Below are 16,339 nucleotides of genomic sequence, written 5' to 3' on the forward strand. Positions count from 1 at the left end.
ACGTAAACGACGATTAACTTCGTGGGAAGACCTACGCGCTTATGGCGCGATTTTTCGCATCTCAGGGCTGGCGCGGCGGTAGAAGCGAGATTAACTTAAGCCATCAGGACGCGCCGCATGAGGCGGACCAGATGGTGGTCCATGGCGGTGCGCCGATCGAATCGCACCCATCGGCCCAGGTCCGTGACCAGGTTCAGCGCGGCGTGGGTCAGCACGCGCGCCTCGGAGGCCACCAGCGCCGGTCGGACGGCGAGCAGCAGCCGCACCCACTCCTCCACGTGCAGCCGCTGCGCCTTGCGCAGCTCGTGCCGGTCGGACTCGGGCAGGCTGTTGTTCTCGGCGAGGTAGACGGAGACGAGGTCACTGCGCTCGAAGGTCAGCTCCACGTACGACTCGATCAATCGGTGCAGCGCGTCCTTGTCGTCCCGCGCGCCCTCCAGCGCGGCCGCGGTCGCCTCGGCCACCCGGTCGGAGGCCCGGTAGAACGCCGCCGCGAGCAGCTCGGCCTTGCCCGGGAAGTAGCGGTACACACTGGACGCGTTGAGGCCGGCCCCGCTCGCGATGTCGTCAACGTTGACCGCGTGGTAGCCGAAGTGGCGGAACCGCCGGATCGCCGAGGCCAGCAGGAGCTCGCGGCGATCGGTGACCCGGACCACGGCGTAGGGCACGACCGACGGCCGGCCGGCCGGGGTGGGCGGCTCCTCCCGCAGCACCGCGAGCGCGGCCCGGCGGAGCACACCCTCGGCCCGGCTCCGCGCGATCACCGCCCGGTGGGTGCTCAGGCTGCCGAAGATGCTCAGCACGGCCCGGGCCATCGCGTCGGCGCCCGCGGGGGTCAGGCTCGGCCGGTCCGCCAGCAGCGGCTCGGCCACCCGGCGCAGCAGCAGCGTGAGGTCGTCGCCGAACTCGAGCCGGTGCTCCGCGGCCAGGTAGCGCCACTCCCACTGGTAGAGCCCGGCCGTCTTGCGGTGGGTCACGGCGAAGGTGGCGAGCGCGTCGACCGTCGCGGGGATACCCTCGACCTCGGTGGCGGTCAGCGCCGCGTCGACCAGACCGCGGGTGGCCGCGACCAGGATCGCGTACTTGCTGCCGAAATGCCGGTAGACCGCGGGGGCGCTGATCCCGACCACGGCCGCGATCTCTTCGAGGCTGACGCCGTGGTAGCCCCGCTCGCCGAAGAGCTCGGCCGCGACCTGCGCGATCCGGTCCTTGCGATCCTTCGGCCGTCGCCGGCCAACCGTGGGGCTCTGCACCGGCACAGCCTACGCGAGTTAGCCCGGATTCTCTCCTGCCGAATTTCAGCAGCCTTGACAACAAGCAGTTATACGTGACTAAGTTAATCATGATTCGCAGCCATGAGGCGTTCCTCTACGACGCGATCCGCACCCCCCGCGGGCGAGGGAAGAAGACCGGTTCGCTGCACGGCACCAAGCCGGTCGCGCTGGTCACCGGCCTGATCGACGAGCTTCGGCGGCGCGCGCCCGGCCTCGACCCGGCCGCCATCGACGACGTCGTGCTCGGCGTCGTCTCCCCCGTCGGCGAGCAGGGCGCCGACATCGCCAAGACCGCCGCACTCGCCGCCGGACTGCCGGAAACCGTGGCCGGTGTGCAGGTCAACCGCTTCTGCGCCGCCGGGCTCGAGGCGGTGAACCTGGCCGCACAGAAGGTCCGCTCCGGCTGGGAAGACCTGGTGCTCGCCGGCGGTGTCGAGTCGATGTCCCGGGTGCCGATGGGCTCGGACGGCGGGGCGTGGGCGCTCGACCCGGAGACCAACCTGGCCACCGGCTTCGTGCCGCAGGGCATCAGCGCCGACCTGATCGCCACGCTCGACGGCTTCTCCCGGGAGGACGTCGACGCGTACGCGCTGAAGTCACAGCAACGTGCCGCGCACGCCAAGGCGAACGGGTATTTCGACCGCTCGGTCGTGCCGGTGCGCGACCTGAACGGCCTCGTCGTGCTCGACCACGACGAGCACGTGCGGCCCGGGACGACGATGGCGGGGCTCGGCGCCCTGCCGCCGTCCTTCGCCAAGATGGACTTCTTCGACGCGGTGGCGCTGCAGAAGTACCACTGGATCGAACGGATCGACCACGTGCACACCGCCGGCAACTCGTCCGGCATTGTGGATGGTGCCGCGCTGGTGGTCGTGGGTTCGGAGGCGGCCGGCGAGCGAGCGGGCCTCACCCCGCGGGCGCGCATCGTCTCGGCATCGCTCAGCGGCGCCGACCCGACGATCATGCTGACCGGCCCGGCGCCGGCCTGCCGCAAGGCCCTCGACAAGGCCGGCCTCACCGTCGACGACCTCGACCTGGTCGAGATGAACGAGGCGTTCGCGGCGGCGGTGCTGCACTTCGTCGACGACCTCAAGGTCGACCCGGAGATCGTCAACGTCAACGGCGGCGCGATCGCGCTCGGCCACCCGCTCGGCGCGACCGGCGCGATGATCATCGGGACGCTGGTCGACGAGCTGGAGCGGCGCGGCGGCCGATACGGCCTGGCCACGCTCTGCATCGGCGGCGGCATGGGCGCCGCGACCGTCGTGGAGGTGATCCAGTGAGCGCAGCGGTGCGGCTACGGCCCGGACCAAAACGGCGGACGAGCGCCGATCCGCGGAGCGGGGGCCGGCAATGAGCGAGACGATCCGCTGGGAGCGGGGCGACGACAGCATCGTCGTACTCACCCTGGACGATCCGGCGCGCGGCGCCAACACCATGAACCAGGCGTACGTGCGGAGCATGGGCGCGATGATCGACCGCCTCGAGGCCGAGCGCGACGACATCGCCGGCGTGATCATCACCTCGGCCAAGAAGTCCTGGTTCGCCGGCGGCGACCTCGACCGGCTCCGGGCGATCGGCCCCGATCAGGCCGAGGAGGCGATGCGGCAGTCCACCGAGGTGAAGGCCCAGCTGCGCCGGCTCGAGACGCTCGGGTGCCCGGTGGTGGCCGCGCTCAACGGCTCGGCGCTCGGCGGCGGCCTGGAGATCGCGCTCGCCTGCCACCGCCGGATCGCCCTCGACGACCCCAAACTGGAGGTGGGCGCGCCGGAAGTGACTCTCGGTTTGCTGCCGGCCGGCGGCGGTGTGGTGCGCACCGTCCGGCTGCTCGGGCTGGCCACCGCGCTGACCGAGGTGCTGCTCACCGGCGCCCGGCACCGCGCACCGGCCGCGCGCGAGCTCGGCCTGATCGACGAGTTGGTGCCGGATCGGGACGCGCTGATGACGGCCGCGCGAACCTGGATTCACCACAACCCCGACGCCGCTCAGCCCTGGGACCGCCCCGGCTACCGCATCCCGGGCGGCGTCCCGCCGGCCCAGCTGCCGGCGTTCCCGGCGAATCTGCAGAAGAAGCTCAAGGGCGCGCCCTACCCCGCTCCCCGGGCGATCCTGTGCGCGGCCGTGGAGGGGGCCCAACTCGACATCGACGCCGCGTTCACCGTCGAGGCCCGCTACTTCGCGAGCCTCGCCACCGGCCAGACCGTGAAGAACATGATCAAGGCGTTCTTCTACGACCTGAACACGGTGAACAAGCGGGACGTCGGCGAGGTGCCACCGGTGCGCAAGGTGGCCGTGCTCGGCGCCGGCATGATGGGCGCGGCCATCGCCTACGTGTGCGCGCGGGCCGGTCTGGATGTGGTGCTCCGCGACGTCACCCTTGAGGCGGCGGCGCGCGGGAAGGCGTACGCGGAAAAGATTGTGAGCCGGCGCGGGAACGCCGAGCTCTTGGATCGCATCACGCCGACCGCCGACCTGACCGACCTGGCCGGTGCCGACCTGGTGATCGAGGCGGTATTCGAGGACGTCGGTCTCAAGCACCGGGTCTTCGCCGAGATCGAGGACATCGTGGCGCCGCACGCGCTTCTCTGCTCGAACACGTCGACGCTGCCGATCACGCTGCTCGCCGAGGGGGTCCGCCGGCAGAACGACTTCATCGGCCTGCACTTCTTCTCCCCGGTCGACAAGATGCCCCTGGTCGAGGTCATCCCCGGGGAGAAGACCGGCGACGAGGCGCTGCGCCGGGCGCTCGCGGTGGTCGGGCTGCTGCGCAAGACCCCGATCGTGGTCGGCGACAGCCGCGGCTTCTTCACCAGCCGGGTGATCGGCACGTTCACCAGCGAGGGCCTCGCGATGCTCGCCGAAGGGGTGCCGCCGGCCAGCATCGAGCAGGCCAGCAGCCAGGCCGGCTATCCGGCGCCGGTGCTGCAACTGATGGACGAGCTCACCCTCACCCTCCCCCGCAAGATCCGCCGCGAGTACCAGGCGGCGCTCGGCGACTCGTGGGTGGCACACCCCGCGGACGCGGTCATGGATCGGATGATCGATGAGTTCGGGCGTCCGGGCCGTTCGTCCGGGGCGGGCTTCTATGTGTACGAGGAGGGCAAGCGCGCCGGCCTCTGGGCGGGGTTGTCGGCGTTCGCGCGGCCCGATGTGCGGGTCCCGCTCGAGGACCTGAAGGAGCGCTTCCTGTTCATCGAGGCCCTGGAGAGCGTGAAGTGCCTGGACGAGGGCGTGCTCAACTCGGTGCCCGAGGCGAACGTGGGTTCGATCCTCGGGATCGGCTATCCGGGTTGGACCGGCGGCGTGTTGCAGTACGTCAACCAGTACCCGGGCGGGCTGCCGGGGTTCGTCGATCGGGCACGCGAGCTGGCGGCTCGGTACGGGGACCGGTTCGCCCCGCCGGCGCTGCTGCTGGCGAAGGCCCGCGCCGGCGAGACCTTCGAGTAGCCGCCGCGTAACGCCCTCGCCGCGCTCCCGCCTTCGCCTCGCCGGGCTCGGGCCGGCAGCCTCGCCGGGCTCCGGCCGCCGCCTCGCGGGACTCCGGCCGCCGCCTCGCCACGCTCCGGCCGCCGCCTCGCCACGCTCCGGCCGCCGCCTCGCCACGCTCCGGCCGCCGCCTCGCCACGCTCCGGCCGCCGCCTCGCCACGCTCCGGCCGCCGCCTCGCCGCGCTCCGGCCGCTGTCTCGCCCGGCGGGGCTGTCGGCCGGAGTTCAGTCGACGAGGGCGCCGGCGGAGAGGTTGGCGATCGTTCCGGTGATGGCGCCGGCGCGGTCGGACGCCAGGAACGCGGCCGCCTCGGCGATCTCGGCGAGCGTGGGCAGCCGCTTGAGCAGCGTCCCCTGCGCCATCGCCCCGCCGTCGAGCAACTCCTCGACCGACTGGCCGGCCGCGGCCGCGATCGGCCGGAACAGGTCCTTGGTGTACGAGCCCGCGGCCGGCCCGTCGACGGCGGCGTGCGGCCGGATGTCGACGACTCGGATGTTGGCCGGGGCCAGTTCCGCGGCCAGCAGCCGGGCGAACGCCTCCTTGCCGGCCGCGCTCACGCCGTGGCCCAGGATGCCGCCCACCGCCAGCTTGGCGCCCGGCTCGGACAGGGTCAGGATGACGCCCGGACGCCTGCGACCCATGTGCCGCGCCACGGCCTTGCTGGTGATGAACAGCGTCCGCAGGAAGCCGTCGATCGGCCGCATGAACTCCTCGAGCGACAGCCCGGCCAGCAAAGTTCCCTGATCGTGCGGGACGCTCACCGCGTTGAGGGCGATGTCGATGCTTCCGGCCGTCGCGGCGATCGCCTCGGCGTGTTTCTCGACCGCCTGCTGATCGAAGACGTCGACCTGGTCGGTCTCGGCCTTTCCGCCCGCGGCGGCGATGTCCCGCGCCACCGCGTCGAGCCGCGCCCGCGTTCGCCCGGCGAGGAACACCCTCGCGCCCTCCCGGGCGAACACCCGCGCGACGGCGCCGCCGATGGCGCCCCCGCCCCCGTAGATCACGGCGTTCCTGTCCTCGAGCAGCAATCCAGTCATACCTGTCATGCAACCACTCTTGGTTGTTAAAAACGACTAGCCGTCATGGTGGTTTAGGATCAGACCCATGCCAACCAGCCGCAGCTATCGGGACTCGTGCGGGATCGCCCGCGCCCTCGACGTCGTCGGGGAGCGTTGGGCGCTGCTGGTCGTCCGCGAGCTGCTCCTGACCCCGCAGCGCTTCTCGGAGCTGCGGCACGCCCTGCCGGGTGTCAGCGCGAACGTGCTCGCCGATCGCCTCCGCGAGCTCGAGAAGCACGGTGTGATCCGCCGTACCGCGGAGCCGGCCTTCGAGCTGACCGAGTGGGGCCGGAAGCTGGAACCGATCGTGCTGGCGCTGGGCGACTGGGGGATCGACGCGCCGCAGCCGCCGCCACCGGCCGCGCTCAGCGCCACCTCCGTGCTGATCTTCCTGCAGAGTGCTGCCCGGCCCGACCCCGCGGCGCCGGCGACCTGCCGGCTCGAGCTCGACGGCCGGGTCTGGACGGTCCGCATGGCGTCCGGCCGGATCCACGTGGAGCCGGGCGAGCCGGCAACGGCCGACGCCTCCCTGCGCGCCGCGCCCGAGACGCTCAGCGCCCTGCTGACCGAGCCCGCCACGCTCGCCCGGGCATGCGCCGACGGCAGTGCCGCCGTCGTGGGAGACCCATCGGCCATCGCCCGGTTGCTGCACGCGGTCGCCGACCCGTGGCCCACCGCCGATCAGGAAGGCGATCGCTGAGCGGCGGCCGCCTCAGAATCGACGACCGAGGCAACTGCGCGGCGGTGGAGGAGCAGACCGCGACGTCCAGCGCGGATGGGCGCGGGCCCCGACCGCGGTGGTCGAGGCCCGCGCCATTCCTCAGGCGGCCGGACGGTAGCCGGCCGGCCGGGCGGTGAACGCGCCCTTCTCAAGCAGCCGGACGGTAGCCGGCCGGCCGGGCGGTGAACGCGCCCTTCTCAGGCGGCCGGACGGTAGCCGGCCGGCCGGGCGGTGAACACGCCCCGCCCGTGCGTCTGGCTACGCAGCCGGGTGGCGTAGCCGAACAACGCCGCCAGCGGAACCGTTGCCGTGATGGTCTCGCCGGTGCTGTCGGTGATCTGCCCGCGATGGGCGGCCAGATCGCCGAGCACCCCACCGAGCGTTTCGGCCGGCGCCGTCACCGTGACGTCGACGACCGGCTCGAGCAGCGCCATCTCGCAGGTCGCCAGCGCCGCGCGCAGGCCGAGCTTGCCGGCCGTACGGAAGGCGAGCTCCGACGAGTCCTTCGGGTGGGTGCCGCCGTCGGTCAGCGTCACGTGCACGCCGACCACCGGATGACCGCCGAGCGGGCCCGCCTGGAGAGCTTCCCGGCAGCCGGCCTCGACCGCCCGGACGAACTCGGCCGGCACCCGGCCGCCGGTCACCGTGGACGCGAAGCCCTCGCCGGGCCGCACGCCGAGAACGGGCCGCACGCCGAAGCCGGGCCGCACGTCACGGACGGGCCGCACATCGAGGACCGGCCGCACATCGAGGACGATGTCGGCGAACTGGCCGGCGCCGCCGTCCTGCTTGGCGTGCCGGTACCGGAAGCCGGTGACCCCACGGACGATCGTCTCCCGGTGCGCGACCTGCGGGCGGCCCACGGTCACGTCCAGGCCGGCGTCTCGGCGGAGCTTCGTCACGGCCACCTCCAGGTGCAGTTCGCCCAGACCCGAGAGCAGGGTCTGGCCGGTTTCGGCATCCACGCGTACGGACAGGGACGGATCCTGGTCGACCAGGGTGACCAACGCGGTCGTCAGACGCTCGGCGTCGGCCCGGGTGCGCGCCTCGACGGCCACCGACACGAGCGGCTCGGCGGTGCGCGGCTGTTCGAGGAGCACCGGGTGCTCGCGGGCGCACAGGGTCGTACCGGGCCGGGCCGTCTTCACCCCGGCGACCGCGACGATGTCGCCGGCCGCCGCCCGGTCGATGGCGGTGTGCCGGTCGGCCTGCACCCGCAGAATCCGGGCGACCCGCTCGGTGCGTTGCGCGCCCGCATCCCACACGATGTCCCCCTTTCGTAGCGTGCCGTCGTAGATCCGCAGATAGGTGAGCCGCCCGGTGCGGGCGGAGTGCACCTTGAACACCAGTGCGGCCAGGTTCCCGGCGGGGTCACCGGCCGGCGCGGGCAGGTAGTCGACCACCGCGTCGAGCAGCGGTTCGACGCCGATCTGGCGGTAGGCCGAGCCGCACAGCACGACCACCGCCTCGCCGGCGAGGGTGAGGTCGCGCAGCGCCCGCCGCAGGGTCGCATCGGACATGTCGTCCATTTCATCCAATGCACCCGCGTGCCGCTCGGCCACCGCCTCTTCCAGCCGGCGCCGCGCGGCGCCGACCGCACCGTCGCGGTCGGCATGCTCCTCCTTCAAGGCACCGTCCGACCAGGTCAGGCGACGCATGCCGACCAGGTTGACGACGCCGGCCAGGTCGGACTCGCGGCCGATCGGCACCTGGGCGACCAGTGGTTCGACCCGCAGCCGGGCCCGGATGTCGTCGACGACCCGGTCGAGGTCGGCGCCGGGCCGGTCCAGCTTGTTGACGAAGACGATCCGGGGCACCCGATACCGGTCGGCGACGCGCCAGACGGCCTCGGTCTGCGGCTCGACCCCGGCCACGCCGTCGAACACGACCACCGCGCCGTCGAGCACCCGCAGCGAGCGCTCGACCTCGTCGGCGAAGTCGACGTGCCCGGGGGTGTCGATCAGGTTGAGCCGGTGGCCGGCCCAGTCGCAGCTGACCGCGGCCGCGAAGATGGTGATGCCGCGGTCGCGTTCCTGCGGGTCGAAGTCGGTGACCGTGGTGCCGTCGTGCACCTCGCCGCGCTTGTAGGTGGCGCCGGTGGTGAACAGGACGCGTTCGGTCAGGGTGGTCTTGCCGGCATCGACGTGGGCCAGGATGCCGAGGTTGCGTACGCGCATGATTCAGGCTTTCGAGCGATCTGACGATGGACGGCGCCCAGCCCGACCGCCGGAAAGAGCGGTCAGGCGCGTCCAGCCCCGGCGGCGCACCCGGGACTGGGCACGCCGGAGACGAGGATCAGCTCGAAACGCGAAACGGGGGTGGGGGCGGCGTTGCGGTCACGCATCGCTGGCCCCCTCCCCCGTGTTCGCGGTAATGCAGGAAGGGTACGAAGATCACCCGTGGCGGGCGACCGATTTTCCGGTCAGTGCATCATCACCGGGGTCTCGGCGGCGCCCTCGCCGGCCCCGCCCTCCACGGCCGCTTCCTTCTTGCGCGGGAGGAAGGCGATCGGGATGAACGTGCAGAGCACCAGGAAGAAGCCGACCGTGAAGGTGTTGGCGAAGCAGTCGGCCACGAACTGCAGACCGCGCTCGATCATGGCGGCCGGAATCCCCGGAATGTTGATGCCCTGCTGGTGGGCGATCGCGACCTGCGCCTCGGTGACCGCCTCGCCCGTCTTCGGGTTCGTCGCACCGGGGATCACCGTCGAGCCGTTGAGCTGGCTGGTCAGGATCACCGACATGGTCGCGGTACCGATCGAGCCGCCGATCTGCTGCAGGATGTTGACCAGCGTGGAGCCGCGCGCCACGTCGTGGTGGTTCAGGGTGCGCAGCGCCGAGGTCATGATCGGCATCATCGTGCCGCCCATGCCGAGGCCCATCACGAACAGCGAACCGCACAGCAGCACGTACGACGTGTCGACGCCGACCTGGGTGAAGGTGAAGAAGCCGAGCGCGATCAGCGCCATCGCGAACGGCACCGTGCGGCCCACCGGGACGCGGTCGGCCAGCGTGCCGGCGATCGGCATGGTGATCATCGCGCCGATGCCCTGCGGCGCCATCAGCAGGCCGGCGTGCAGTGTCGACTCGCCGCGCACCTGCAGGAAGTAGCTGGGGAACAGCAGCCCGGCGCCCATGAACGCGATGATGAACACGAACAGCGCGACCGTCGAGACCGTCAGCCGCCTGTTGCGGAACAGCCGCAGGTCGAGCAGGGGGTGCTGGGGCTTGAACGAGTAGAACACGAACGTGATCATCATGACCACGCCGATCAGCATGGGTATCCACACCTTGGGCGCGCTGATCGTGCCCTCCTGCGGCAGCGACGAGACGCCGAACAGGAACAGCGCCAGGCCGGGCGAGAGCAGCAGCATGCCGATGAAGTCGAACGACTCGGACGGCGTGGGGTTGTCCTTCGGCAGCGCGAAGTACGCGTACACCAGGGCGACCGCGCCGATCGGCACGTTGATCAGGAAGATCCAGTGCCAGCTCGCCGCCTCGATCAGCCAGCCGCCGAGGATCGGGCCGCCGATCGGGCCGAGCAGCATCGGGATGCCGAGGACCGCCATCAGGCGGCCGATCCGCGCCGGGCCGGCGGCCCGCGTCATGATCGTCATGCCGAGCGGCATCAGCATGCCGCCGCCGAGGCCCTGCAGCACGCGATAGCCGACCAGCTGCTCGATCGAGGTGGCGGTGGCGCAGAGCGTGGAGCCGATCGTGAACAGCACCAGGGCCAGCATGTAGAGCCGCTTGGTGCCGAAGCGGTCGGCCGCCCAGCCGCTCAGCGGGATCACCGTGGCCAGGGCGAGCGTGTAGCCGGTCAGGGTCCAGGCGACCTGGGCGTACGTGGCGTTGAACTCGGTCTGGAACGTCGGAAGCGCAACGCTGACGACCGTGATGTCGAGGATCGACATGATGGCGCCGAGCACCACGACGCCGGCAATCTTGAATACTGCGGCGTCGAGTTTCTCGGGCGGCGCAGCCGCTTGATCAGTCACGGAATGCTCCAGAGATCGCTGTCACTGTACGTATGTTCGCCCTGGATCCTGCCATCGAGGCAGCTCGAGCGGCATCCCGTTTTCCGACAGCGTGACCGCGGTCACTCAGTGAGCTCTCAGGCGGCCCGGTTCACGCCGCGACGAGTTCCCTGTCCGGTTCGGGCCGGGTGGCTCCGGGTGCCATCGAGGCCACGCTGAGCGCCCAGCGCATGCGCGGGGCGGCGGTCTCCGGGTAGTCGCCGTAGGCGGCGGCCATCACGGCCACGCAACCGCGGGTGCCCCCGCACGCGTGGACGGAGGCGGCGATGGCGGCGGCGACCGCGGTGGGCGCTGGGCGGGTGCCGGTCGGGAGGTCGCTGGCGAACAGGGCGGCGGCCCGGGCGGCGAGAAGCTGGCTGCGCATTTCGATCATCTCCGATGTCGGTGCGTTTCGTTGGCCTCAGAGTGCGCCTGGCCCGCCACTGATCGCCTCCGGGATTCCCCTGGACCCCGCGCCCGGCGACCCTTGCGGGCCATACCTGACAAACGCCGGAGCACGGGGAACGGTTCGGCTCAGCCCCGCAGGGAGGGCATCGCCGCGGACAACATCGGACGCCAATCCGACAGCGGTTCGACCCCGGTACCCGCCCAGCGGGCATGACCCAGCACGCTGTACGCCGGGCGGCGGGCCGGCCGCACGAACCTGTCGCTGGTCGTCGGGCGGATCCGGGCCGGGTCGAGGCCGGCCTCCTCGAACGCCGCCCGGGCCAGCCCGCACCAGGTGGTCGAGCCCGCCGCGGTGCCGTGGTAGGCGCCCGGCGCGACCCGGCCCGCGGCCTGGGCACGGCCGAGCGCGACCAACTGCCGGGCCAGGGCGAGCGACCAGGTGGGCGAGCCCCGCTGGTCGTCCACGACGTCGAGGGTGTCCCGGTCGGCGGCCAGCCGCAGCATCGTGCGCACGAAGTTCGGCCCGTGCTCGCCGTACAGCCAGGCCGTGCGCACGACGTACCCGCCGGCCGCCAGCACCGCCTTCTCCCCTACGGCCTTCCCCCGGCCGTACGCGTTGAGCGGCGCGTGCGGGGTGCCCTCGGGGATCGGGGTGGTGGCCGTCCCGTCGAAGACGTAGTCGGTGGAGACGCTGATCAGCCGCCGGCCGGCCGCCTCGGCGAGGACGCGCACCGCCTCGCCGTTCACCGCGGTGGCCGCCTGCTCGGCGCTCTCCGCCCCGTCGACGTCGGTCCACGCGGCGGCGTTGAGCACCACGTCGGCGTTTTTCACCGCATCGCGTACGGCCGAGGGGTCGGTGATGTCGAGCTCGGCGCGGGTGGCCGCGAGCACGTCCGTCTCCCCGGCCTCGGCCAGGGCCACGACCAGGTCGCGGCCGAGCATCCCGCCGGCGCCGGTGACCAGCCAGCGCATCAGAGCGCCGCCCGGCCCTTGAGCGGCTCCCACCAGGCACGGTTGGCGCGGTACCAGGCCACCGTGTCGGCCAGCCCTTGCTCGAGGGTGACCTGCGGCTCGTACCCGAGCTCGTTGTTGATCTTGGTGATGTCGAGCGAGTAGCGGCGGTCGTGCCCCTTGCGGTCGGCCACCGGGCGGACCATCTCCCAGCCGGCGCCGCTCGCCGCGAGCAGCCGCTCGGTGAGCTCGCGGTTGCTCAGCTCGGTGCCGCCGCCGATGTTGTAGACCTCGCCGGCCCGGCCCTTCTCCAGCGCCAGCTGGATGCCCCGGCAGTGGTCGGAGACGTGCAGCCAGTCGCGGATGTTGCCGCCGTCGCCGTAGAGCGGCACCTCGATGCCGTCCATCAGGTTGGTGACGAACAGCGGGATGACCTTCTCCGGGAACTGGTGCGGGCCGTAGTTGTTCGAGCAGCGGGTGACCACCACGTCCATGCCGTGCGTGCGGTGCGCGGCCAGCGCCATCAGGTCGGAGGAGGCCTTCGAGGCGGCGTACGGCGAGTTCGGCGCGAGCGGCCACTCCTCCGTCCAGGAGCCGTCCTCGATCGAGCCGTAGACCTCGTCGGTCGAGACGTGCAGGAACCGGCCGACGCCGGCGGCCCGGGCCTCGTCCAGCAGCGTCTGGGTGCCCAGCACGTTGGTGGTGACGAACGGCAGCGCCCCGGCGATCGAGCGATCGACGTGCGATTCCGCCGCGAAATGGACGATCACGTCGTGACCGGGAAGCAGCTCACGCAGCAGGGCCGAATCCGTAATGTCCCCCTGCACGAAACGCAGCCGGGGATCTGTCATCGGAAGGTTGCTGCGGTTGCCGGAGTACGAAAGCAGGTCCAGAACGGTCACCGTGGCGCCGACCGCGCCGGCGAATTCGTCCTGCAAGAGGGCCCGCACGTAGGCCGAACCGATGAAACCGGCACCCCCGGTCACGAAAATCTGCACGGCTGGCGAGTGTACCGGTATCCGGGCCGTTGTTTAGTCTCCTTCGGTGCGCGGAATCCTTCTGGCCGGTGGAACCGGCTCCCGGCTGTGGCCGATCACGATGGCGATGTCGAAGCAGCTGATGCCGATCTTCGACAAGCCGATGATCTACTACCCCCTCACGACGCTGGTGTCGGCGGGCATCCGCGAGATCCTCGTCATCACCACCCCCGAGGACCAGCCGCTGTTCCAGCGCCTGCTCGGCGACGGCAGCCGGCTCGGGCTGTCGCTGCAGTACGCCACCCAGGATCGCCCGGACGGCATCGCGCAGGCGTTCCGGATCGGCGCGGACTTCATCGACGACCAGCCAGTGGCGCTGGTGCTGGGCGACAACATCTTCCACGGGGCGGGCCTGGGCCGGCAGCTGGCCCGCTTCGCCGAGCCGACCGGCGGGCGCGTCTTCGCCTACCCGGTGTCCGACCCGGAGCGGTACGGCGTCGTCGAGTTCGACGAGACCGGCAAGGTGCTGTCGATCGAGGAGAAACCCGAGAAGCCCAAGTCCACGTACGTCGTTCCCGGCCTCTACTTCTACGACGCCGACGTGGTGCGGATCGTGGACGGCCTGGTGCCCAGCGCGCGGGGCGAGCTGGAGATCACCGCGGTCAACGAGGCGTACCTGCGCGAGGGCCGGCTCGAGGTGACGGTGCTCGACCGGGGCACGGTATGGCTGGACACCGGCACGTTCCAGTCGATGGTCCAGGCGTCCGAGTACGTCCGGGTGATCGAGGAGCGGCAGGGCCTCAAGATCGGCTGTGTCGAGGAGGCGGCCTGGCGGCTCGGCTTCGTCACCGACGACGAGCTGCAGGAACTGGCCACGCCGCTGCTCAAGAGTGGGTACGGTGACTACCTGATGCAACTGCTGGACACCGGTCGATATGGTGGCGTGCTGTGAAGATCAGACCACTGACCGTCGAGGGCGCGTACGAGATCACGCCGGTCCAGCACGGCGACGCCCGCGGGTCCTTCCTCGAGTGGTACCGCTTCGACCGGCTGGCCGAGGCCGTCGGCCACCCGCTCGACCTGGCCCAGGCCAACCTCTCCACCTCGGCCCGCGACGTGGTCCGCGGCATCCACTTCGCCGACGTGCCGCCGGGGCAGGCCAAGTACGTCACCTGCGTGACCGGCTCGGTGCTCGACGTGATCGTGGACATCCGGGTCGGCTCCCCCACGTTCGGCGCATGGGAGGCGGTGCCGCTCGACGACCGGGAACGGAAGGCGGTCTACCTCGCCGAGGGGCTGGGCCACGCGTTCTGCGCGCTGACCGAGGGCGCCACCGTGACGTACCTCTGCTCGAGCACCTACCGGCCGGGACACGAGCACGGCGTCAACCCGCTCGACCCCGAGCTCGGCATCGCCTGGCCGGTCGCGACGCCGCTGCTGTCCACGAAGGACGCCGCCGCCCCTTCACTCGCCGAGGCCCGGGCCGCCGGCCTGCTCCCGGACTACGAGACCTGCGCCATATACGTCGCCGAGCGTAGTCGGGATTAATACACTCCGCTGTCCTCTTCGGACGATTGACCCGGGCTCGTGAATGGAGTAAGGGTTACTGGTTCACTCCGCAAATCCGCCACGATTGGATCGGATATATGTGGCTAAGCCGTTACGCCCGATTTGCCCACCCCGTGCCGGCTTGAGGAGCGACATCGTCCGATTCGCCATTCCTCTCGCACGGAAAGGTGTAGCGGCCGGACCACGGGAGTCAGCAGGCTCTCCGGTGGAGTCCGGGAGGTGGACCACCACCCACCCGCCGGCCGTATCTCACCCAGATACGCTCCGAATCGGCCGGATGCCCGGCTGACGCGGAATCAAACGGACCGTGGTTGACCGCCATCAATGACGGAGGCAAGGCGTGCAGACGATCGGCTCAGGATCGACCGTCGAGATCACCGATGATGGGCCCCGCCTCACAAAGGTTCGCTCGGCCGAGTTCCGGGCGCCCGCCGCTCGCACCGACTGGCGCGGGCGGTACGCGAAAGCCCTCTACCTGATCGACTATCTGGTCGGCTTCGCCGCGGCGTCCTCTGCTCTGCTGCTCCGCTTCGGCTCCTACGGCGCCCAGCCGTTCCCGTTCCTCTGGAACTACCTGCTGCTGACCCTGCTGTTCCCGCTGGCCTGGATGGCGGTTCTCGCGATCAACCGGGCGTACGAAGCGCGGCACCTTTTCGTCGGCACGGACGAGTACGCCCGGGTGTTCCGCTCCGGCCTCGGCCTGACCGCCACGCTCGCCGTCTTCTCGTTCGCCCTCGACCTGCGCCTGGCCCGCGGCTACGTGATCATCGCGCTGCCGATGGCCACGCTGCTCGATGTCGGCGTTCGCTACTTCTACCGTCAGCACCTGCACCGCAAGTGGGCCCGCGGTCAGCATCTGCACCGGGTCGTCCTGGTCGGGCACGCCCGCGCCGTCGCCGACATGACCCGGCGGCTGCGCCGGGAGAGCCACCACGGCCTCGGCATCGTCGGCGCCTGCCTGCCCTCGGGGCAGGCCGGCGAGACCATCGCCGGGCTGCCGGAGATCTTCGGCGACTTCGACAACGTCTCGGCCGCCGTCACCCTCTCCGCCGCGGACACGGTCGTGGTGCTGGCCTGCCCCGAGATCGACGGCGCCGCGCTGCGGCGCCTGGCCTGGCAGCTCGAGCGCGACGAGATCGACCTGATCGTGGCCAGCACGCTGGTCGACGTCGCCGGCGACCGCACCACCATCCGCCCGGTCGACGGCCTGCCGATGCTGCACGTCGAACACCCACGGCTCAAGGGCAGCTCACGCGCCATCAAGGAAGCCTTCGACCGGGTCGGCGCACTGACGCTACTCACGCTCAGCTTGCCGCTACTGACCGTGATCGCCGCGCTGGTGACATGGGGTCCTCACGGCCGCGGGCCGGCCATCTTCAAGCAGGAACGGGTGGGCAAGGACGGCAAGCCCTTCATGCTGTACAAATTCCGCACCATGGTGGTCAACGCCGAGGCTCGCCTGCAGGAGCTTCGCAACCTCAACGACACCGACGGCGAGCTGTTCAAGATGCGCCAGGACCCCCGGGTTACCCCGGTCGGCCGCTGGCTGCGCCGCTTCTCGCTGGACGAACTGCCCCAACTGGTCAACGTGGTCAAGGGCGACATGTCCCTGGTCGGCCCGCGACCGCCGCTGGCCCGCGAGGTCGCCGGCTACCCGTCCGACATGCGCCGCCGTCTGGCGGTCAAGCCGGGCCTCACCGGCCTGTGGCAGGTCTCGGGCCGCTCCGACCTCTCCTGGGACGAGTCGATCCGGCTCGATCTCACGTACGTCGAGAACTGGTCACTCGCCATGGACCTGGCCATCCTGGCCCGCACCGTCAGCGCCGTCGTCCGAAGCCACGGAGCATACTGACGCCCTCACCACCAACCGGGCCAAATT

13 protein-coding genes are annotated in these 16,339 nt (G+C 71.1%); 6 read left to right on the forward strand and 7 right to left on the reverse strand.

Annotated elements, in window-relative coordinates:
• Nucleotides 1-95: 95 nt before the first annotated feature.
• Entirely contained in the window at nucleotides 96-1,253 is a 1,158-nt protein-coding gene (locus tag ODJ79_RS21865; RefSeq protein WP_263025388.1) for a TetR/AcrR family transcriptional regulator, read from the reverse strand.
• 89 nt (nucleotides 1,254-1,342) lie between these two features.
• Here ODJ79_RS21865 and ODJ79_RS21870 point away from each other — a divergent pair, with 89 nt between their 5' ends.
• A complete protein-coding gene (locus tag ODJ79_RS21870) occupies nucleotides 1,343-2,557 on the forward strand; it encodes an acetyl-CoA C-acetyltransferase (protein WP_263025475.1) in 1,215 nt (404 codons plus the stop codon).
• A 70-nt stretch (nucleotides 2,558-2,627) separates the two neighbouring features.
• The gene (locus ODJ79_RS21875; RefSeq protein WP_263025389.1) at nucleotides 2,628-4,721 is read left to right on the forward strand and encodes a 3-hydroxyacyl-CoA dehydrogenase NAD-binding domain-containing protein; all 2,094 of its coding nucleotides are present in this window, start codon (nucleotides 2,628-2,630) and stop codon (nucleotides 4,719-4,721) included.
• A gap of 264 nt (nucleotides 4,722-4,985) precedes the next feature.
• On the opposite strand, the gene ODJ79_RS21880 is transcribed toward ODJ79_RS21875, so the two are convergent.
• Complete coding sequence (locus ODJ79_RS21880) at nucleotides 4,986-5,798, reverse strand: SDR family NAD(P)-dependent oxidoreductase (RefSeq protein ID WP_263025390.1); 813 nt, start codon at nucleotides 5,796-5,798, stop codon at nucleotides 4,986-4,988.
• A 67-nt stretch (nucleotides 5,799-5,865) separates the two neighbouring features.
• On the opposite strand from ODJ79_RS21880, the gene ODJ79_RS21885 reads away from it, so the two are divergent.
• Nucleotides 5,866-6,519 (forward strand): winged helix-turn-helix transcriptional regulator, encoded by a 654-nt coding sequence (locus tag ODJ79_RS21885; protein ID WP_263025391.1) that lies wholly within the window; start codon nucleotides 5,866-5,868, stop codon nucleotides 6,517-6,519.
• A 218-nt stretch (nucleotides 6,520-6,737) separates the two neighbouring features.
• On the opposite strand, the gene ODJ79_RS21890 is transcribed toward ODJ79_RS21885, so the two are convergent.
• From ODJ79_RS21890 to rfbB, 5 genes are all read right to left on the reverse strand, one after another.
• Nucleotides 6,738-8,717, reverse strand: a complete 1,980-nt coding sequence (locus ODJ79_RS21890) for an elongation factor G (protein ID WP_263025392.1) — start codon at nucleotides 8,715-8,717, stop codon at nucleotides 6,738-6,740.
• Between the two features lie 245 nt (nucleotides 8,718-8,962).
• Nucleotides 8,963-10,537: a DHA2 family efflux MFS transporter permease subunit gene (locus ODJ79_RS21895; RefSeq protein ID WP_263025393.1), complete on the reverse strand. Its 1,575-nt coding sequence runs from the start codon at nucleotides 10,535-10,537 to the stop codon at nucleotides 8,963-8,965.
• A 130-nt stretch (nucleotides 10,538-10,667) separates the two neighbouring features.
• Nucleotides 10,668-10,940 (reverse strand): hypothetical protein, encoded by a 273-nt coding sequence (locus tag ODJ79_RS21900; protein WP_263025394.1) that lies wholly within the window; start codon nucleotides 10,938-10,940, stop codon nucleotides 10,668-10,670.
• A gap of 149 nt (nucleotides 10,941-11,089) precedes the next feature.
• Complete coding sequence (rfbD, locus tag ODJ79_RS21905; protein WP_263025395.1) at nucleotides 11,090-11,935, reverse strand: dTDP-4-dehydrorhamnose reductase; 846 nt, start codon at nucleotides 11,933-11,935, stop codon at nucleotides 11,090-11,092.
• A complete protein-coding gene (gene rfbB, locus ODJ79_RS21910; RefSeq protein ID WP_263025396.1) occupies nucleotides 11,935-12,912 on the reverse strand; it encodes a dTDP-glucose 4,6-dehydratase in 978 nt (325 codons plus the stop codon). The genes rfbD and rfbB overlap by 1 nt, the downstream gene beginning before the upstream one ends.
• Before the next feature lie 46 nt (nucleotides 12,913-12,958).
• Between rfbB and rfbA the strand changes: the two genes are divergently transcribed.
• The 3 genes from rfbA to ODJ79_RS21925 all read left to right on the forward strand — a co-directional run bounded on the left by rfbA (nucleotide 12,959) and on the right by ODJ79_RS21925 (nucleotide 16,312).
• A complete protein-coding gene (gene rfbA / locus ODJ79_RS21915; protein WP_263025397.1) occupies nucleotides 12,959-13,843 on the forward strand; it encodes a glucose-1-phosphate thymidylyltransferase RfbA in 885 nt (294 codons plus the stop codon).
• On the forward strand, nucleotides 13,840-14,439 hold the full coding sequence (locus tag ODJ79_RS21920) for a dTDP-4-dehydrorhamnose 3,5-epimerase family protein (RefSeq protein ID WP_263025398.1): 600 nt from the start codon (nucleotides 13,840-13,842) through the stop codon (nucleotides 14,437-14,439). Before rfbA ends, ODJ79_RS21920 begins: the two co-directional genes overlap by 4 nt.
• A 361-nt stretch (nucleotides 14,440-14,800) precedes the next feature.
• On the forward strand, nucleotides 14,801-16,312 hold the full coding sequence (locus ODJ79_RS21925; RefSeq protein WP_263025399.1) for a sugar transferase: 1,512 nt from the start codon (nucleotides 14,801-14,803) through the stop codon (nucleotides 16,310-16,312).
• Nucleotides 16,313-16,339: the final 27 nt, after the last annotated feature.

The sequence above is a fragment of the Actinoplanes sp. KI2 genome, assembly GCF_025630775.1.
In the GTDB taxonomy this organism is placed as follows: Bacteria; Actinomycetota; Actinomycetes; order Mycobacteriales; family Micromonosporaceae; genus Actinoplanes.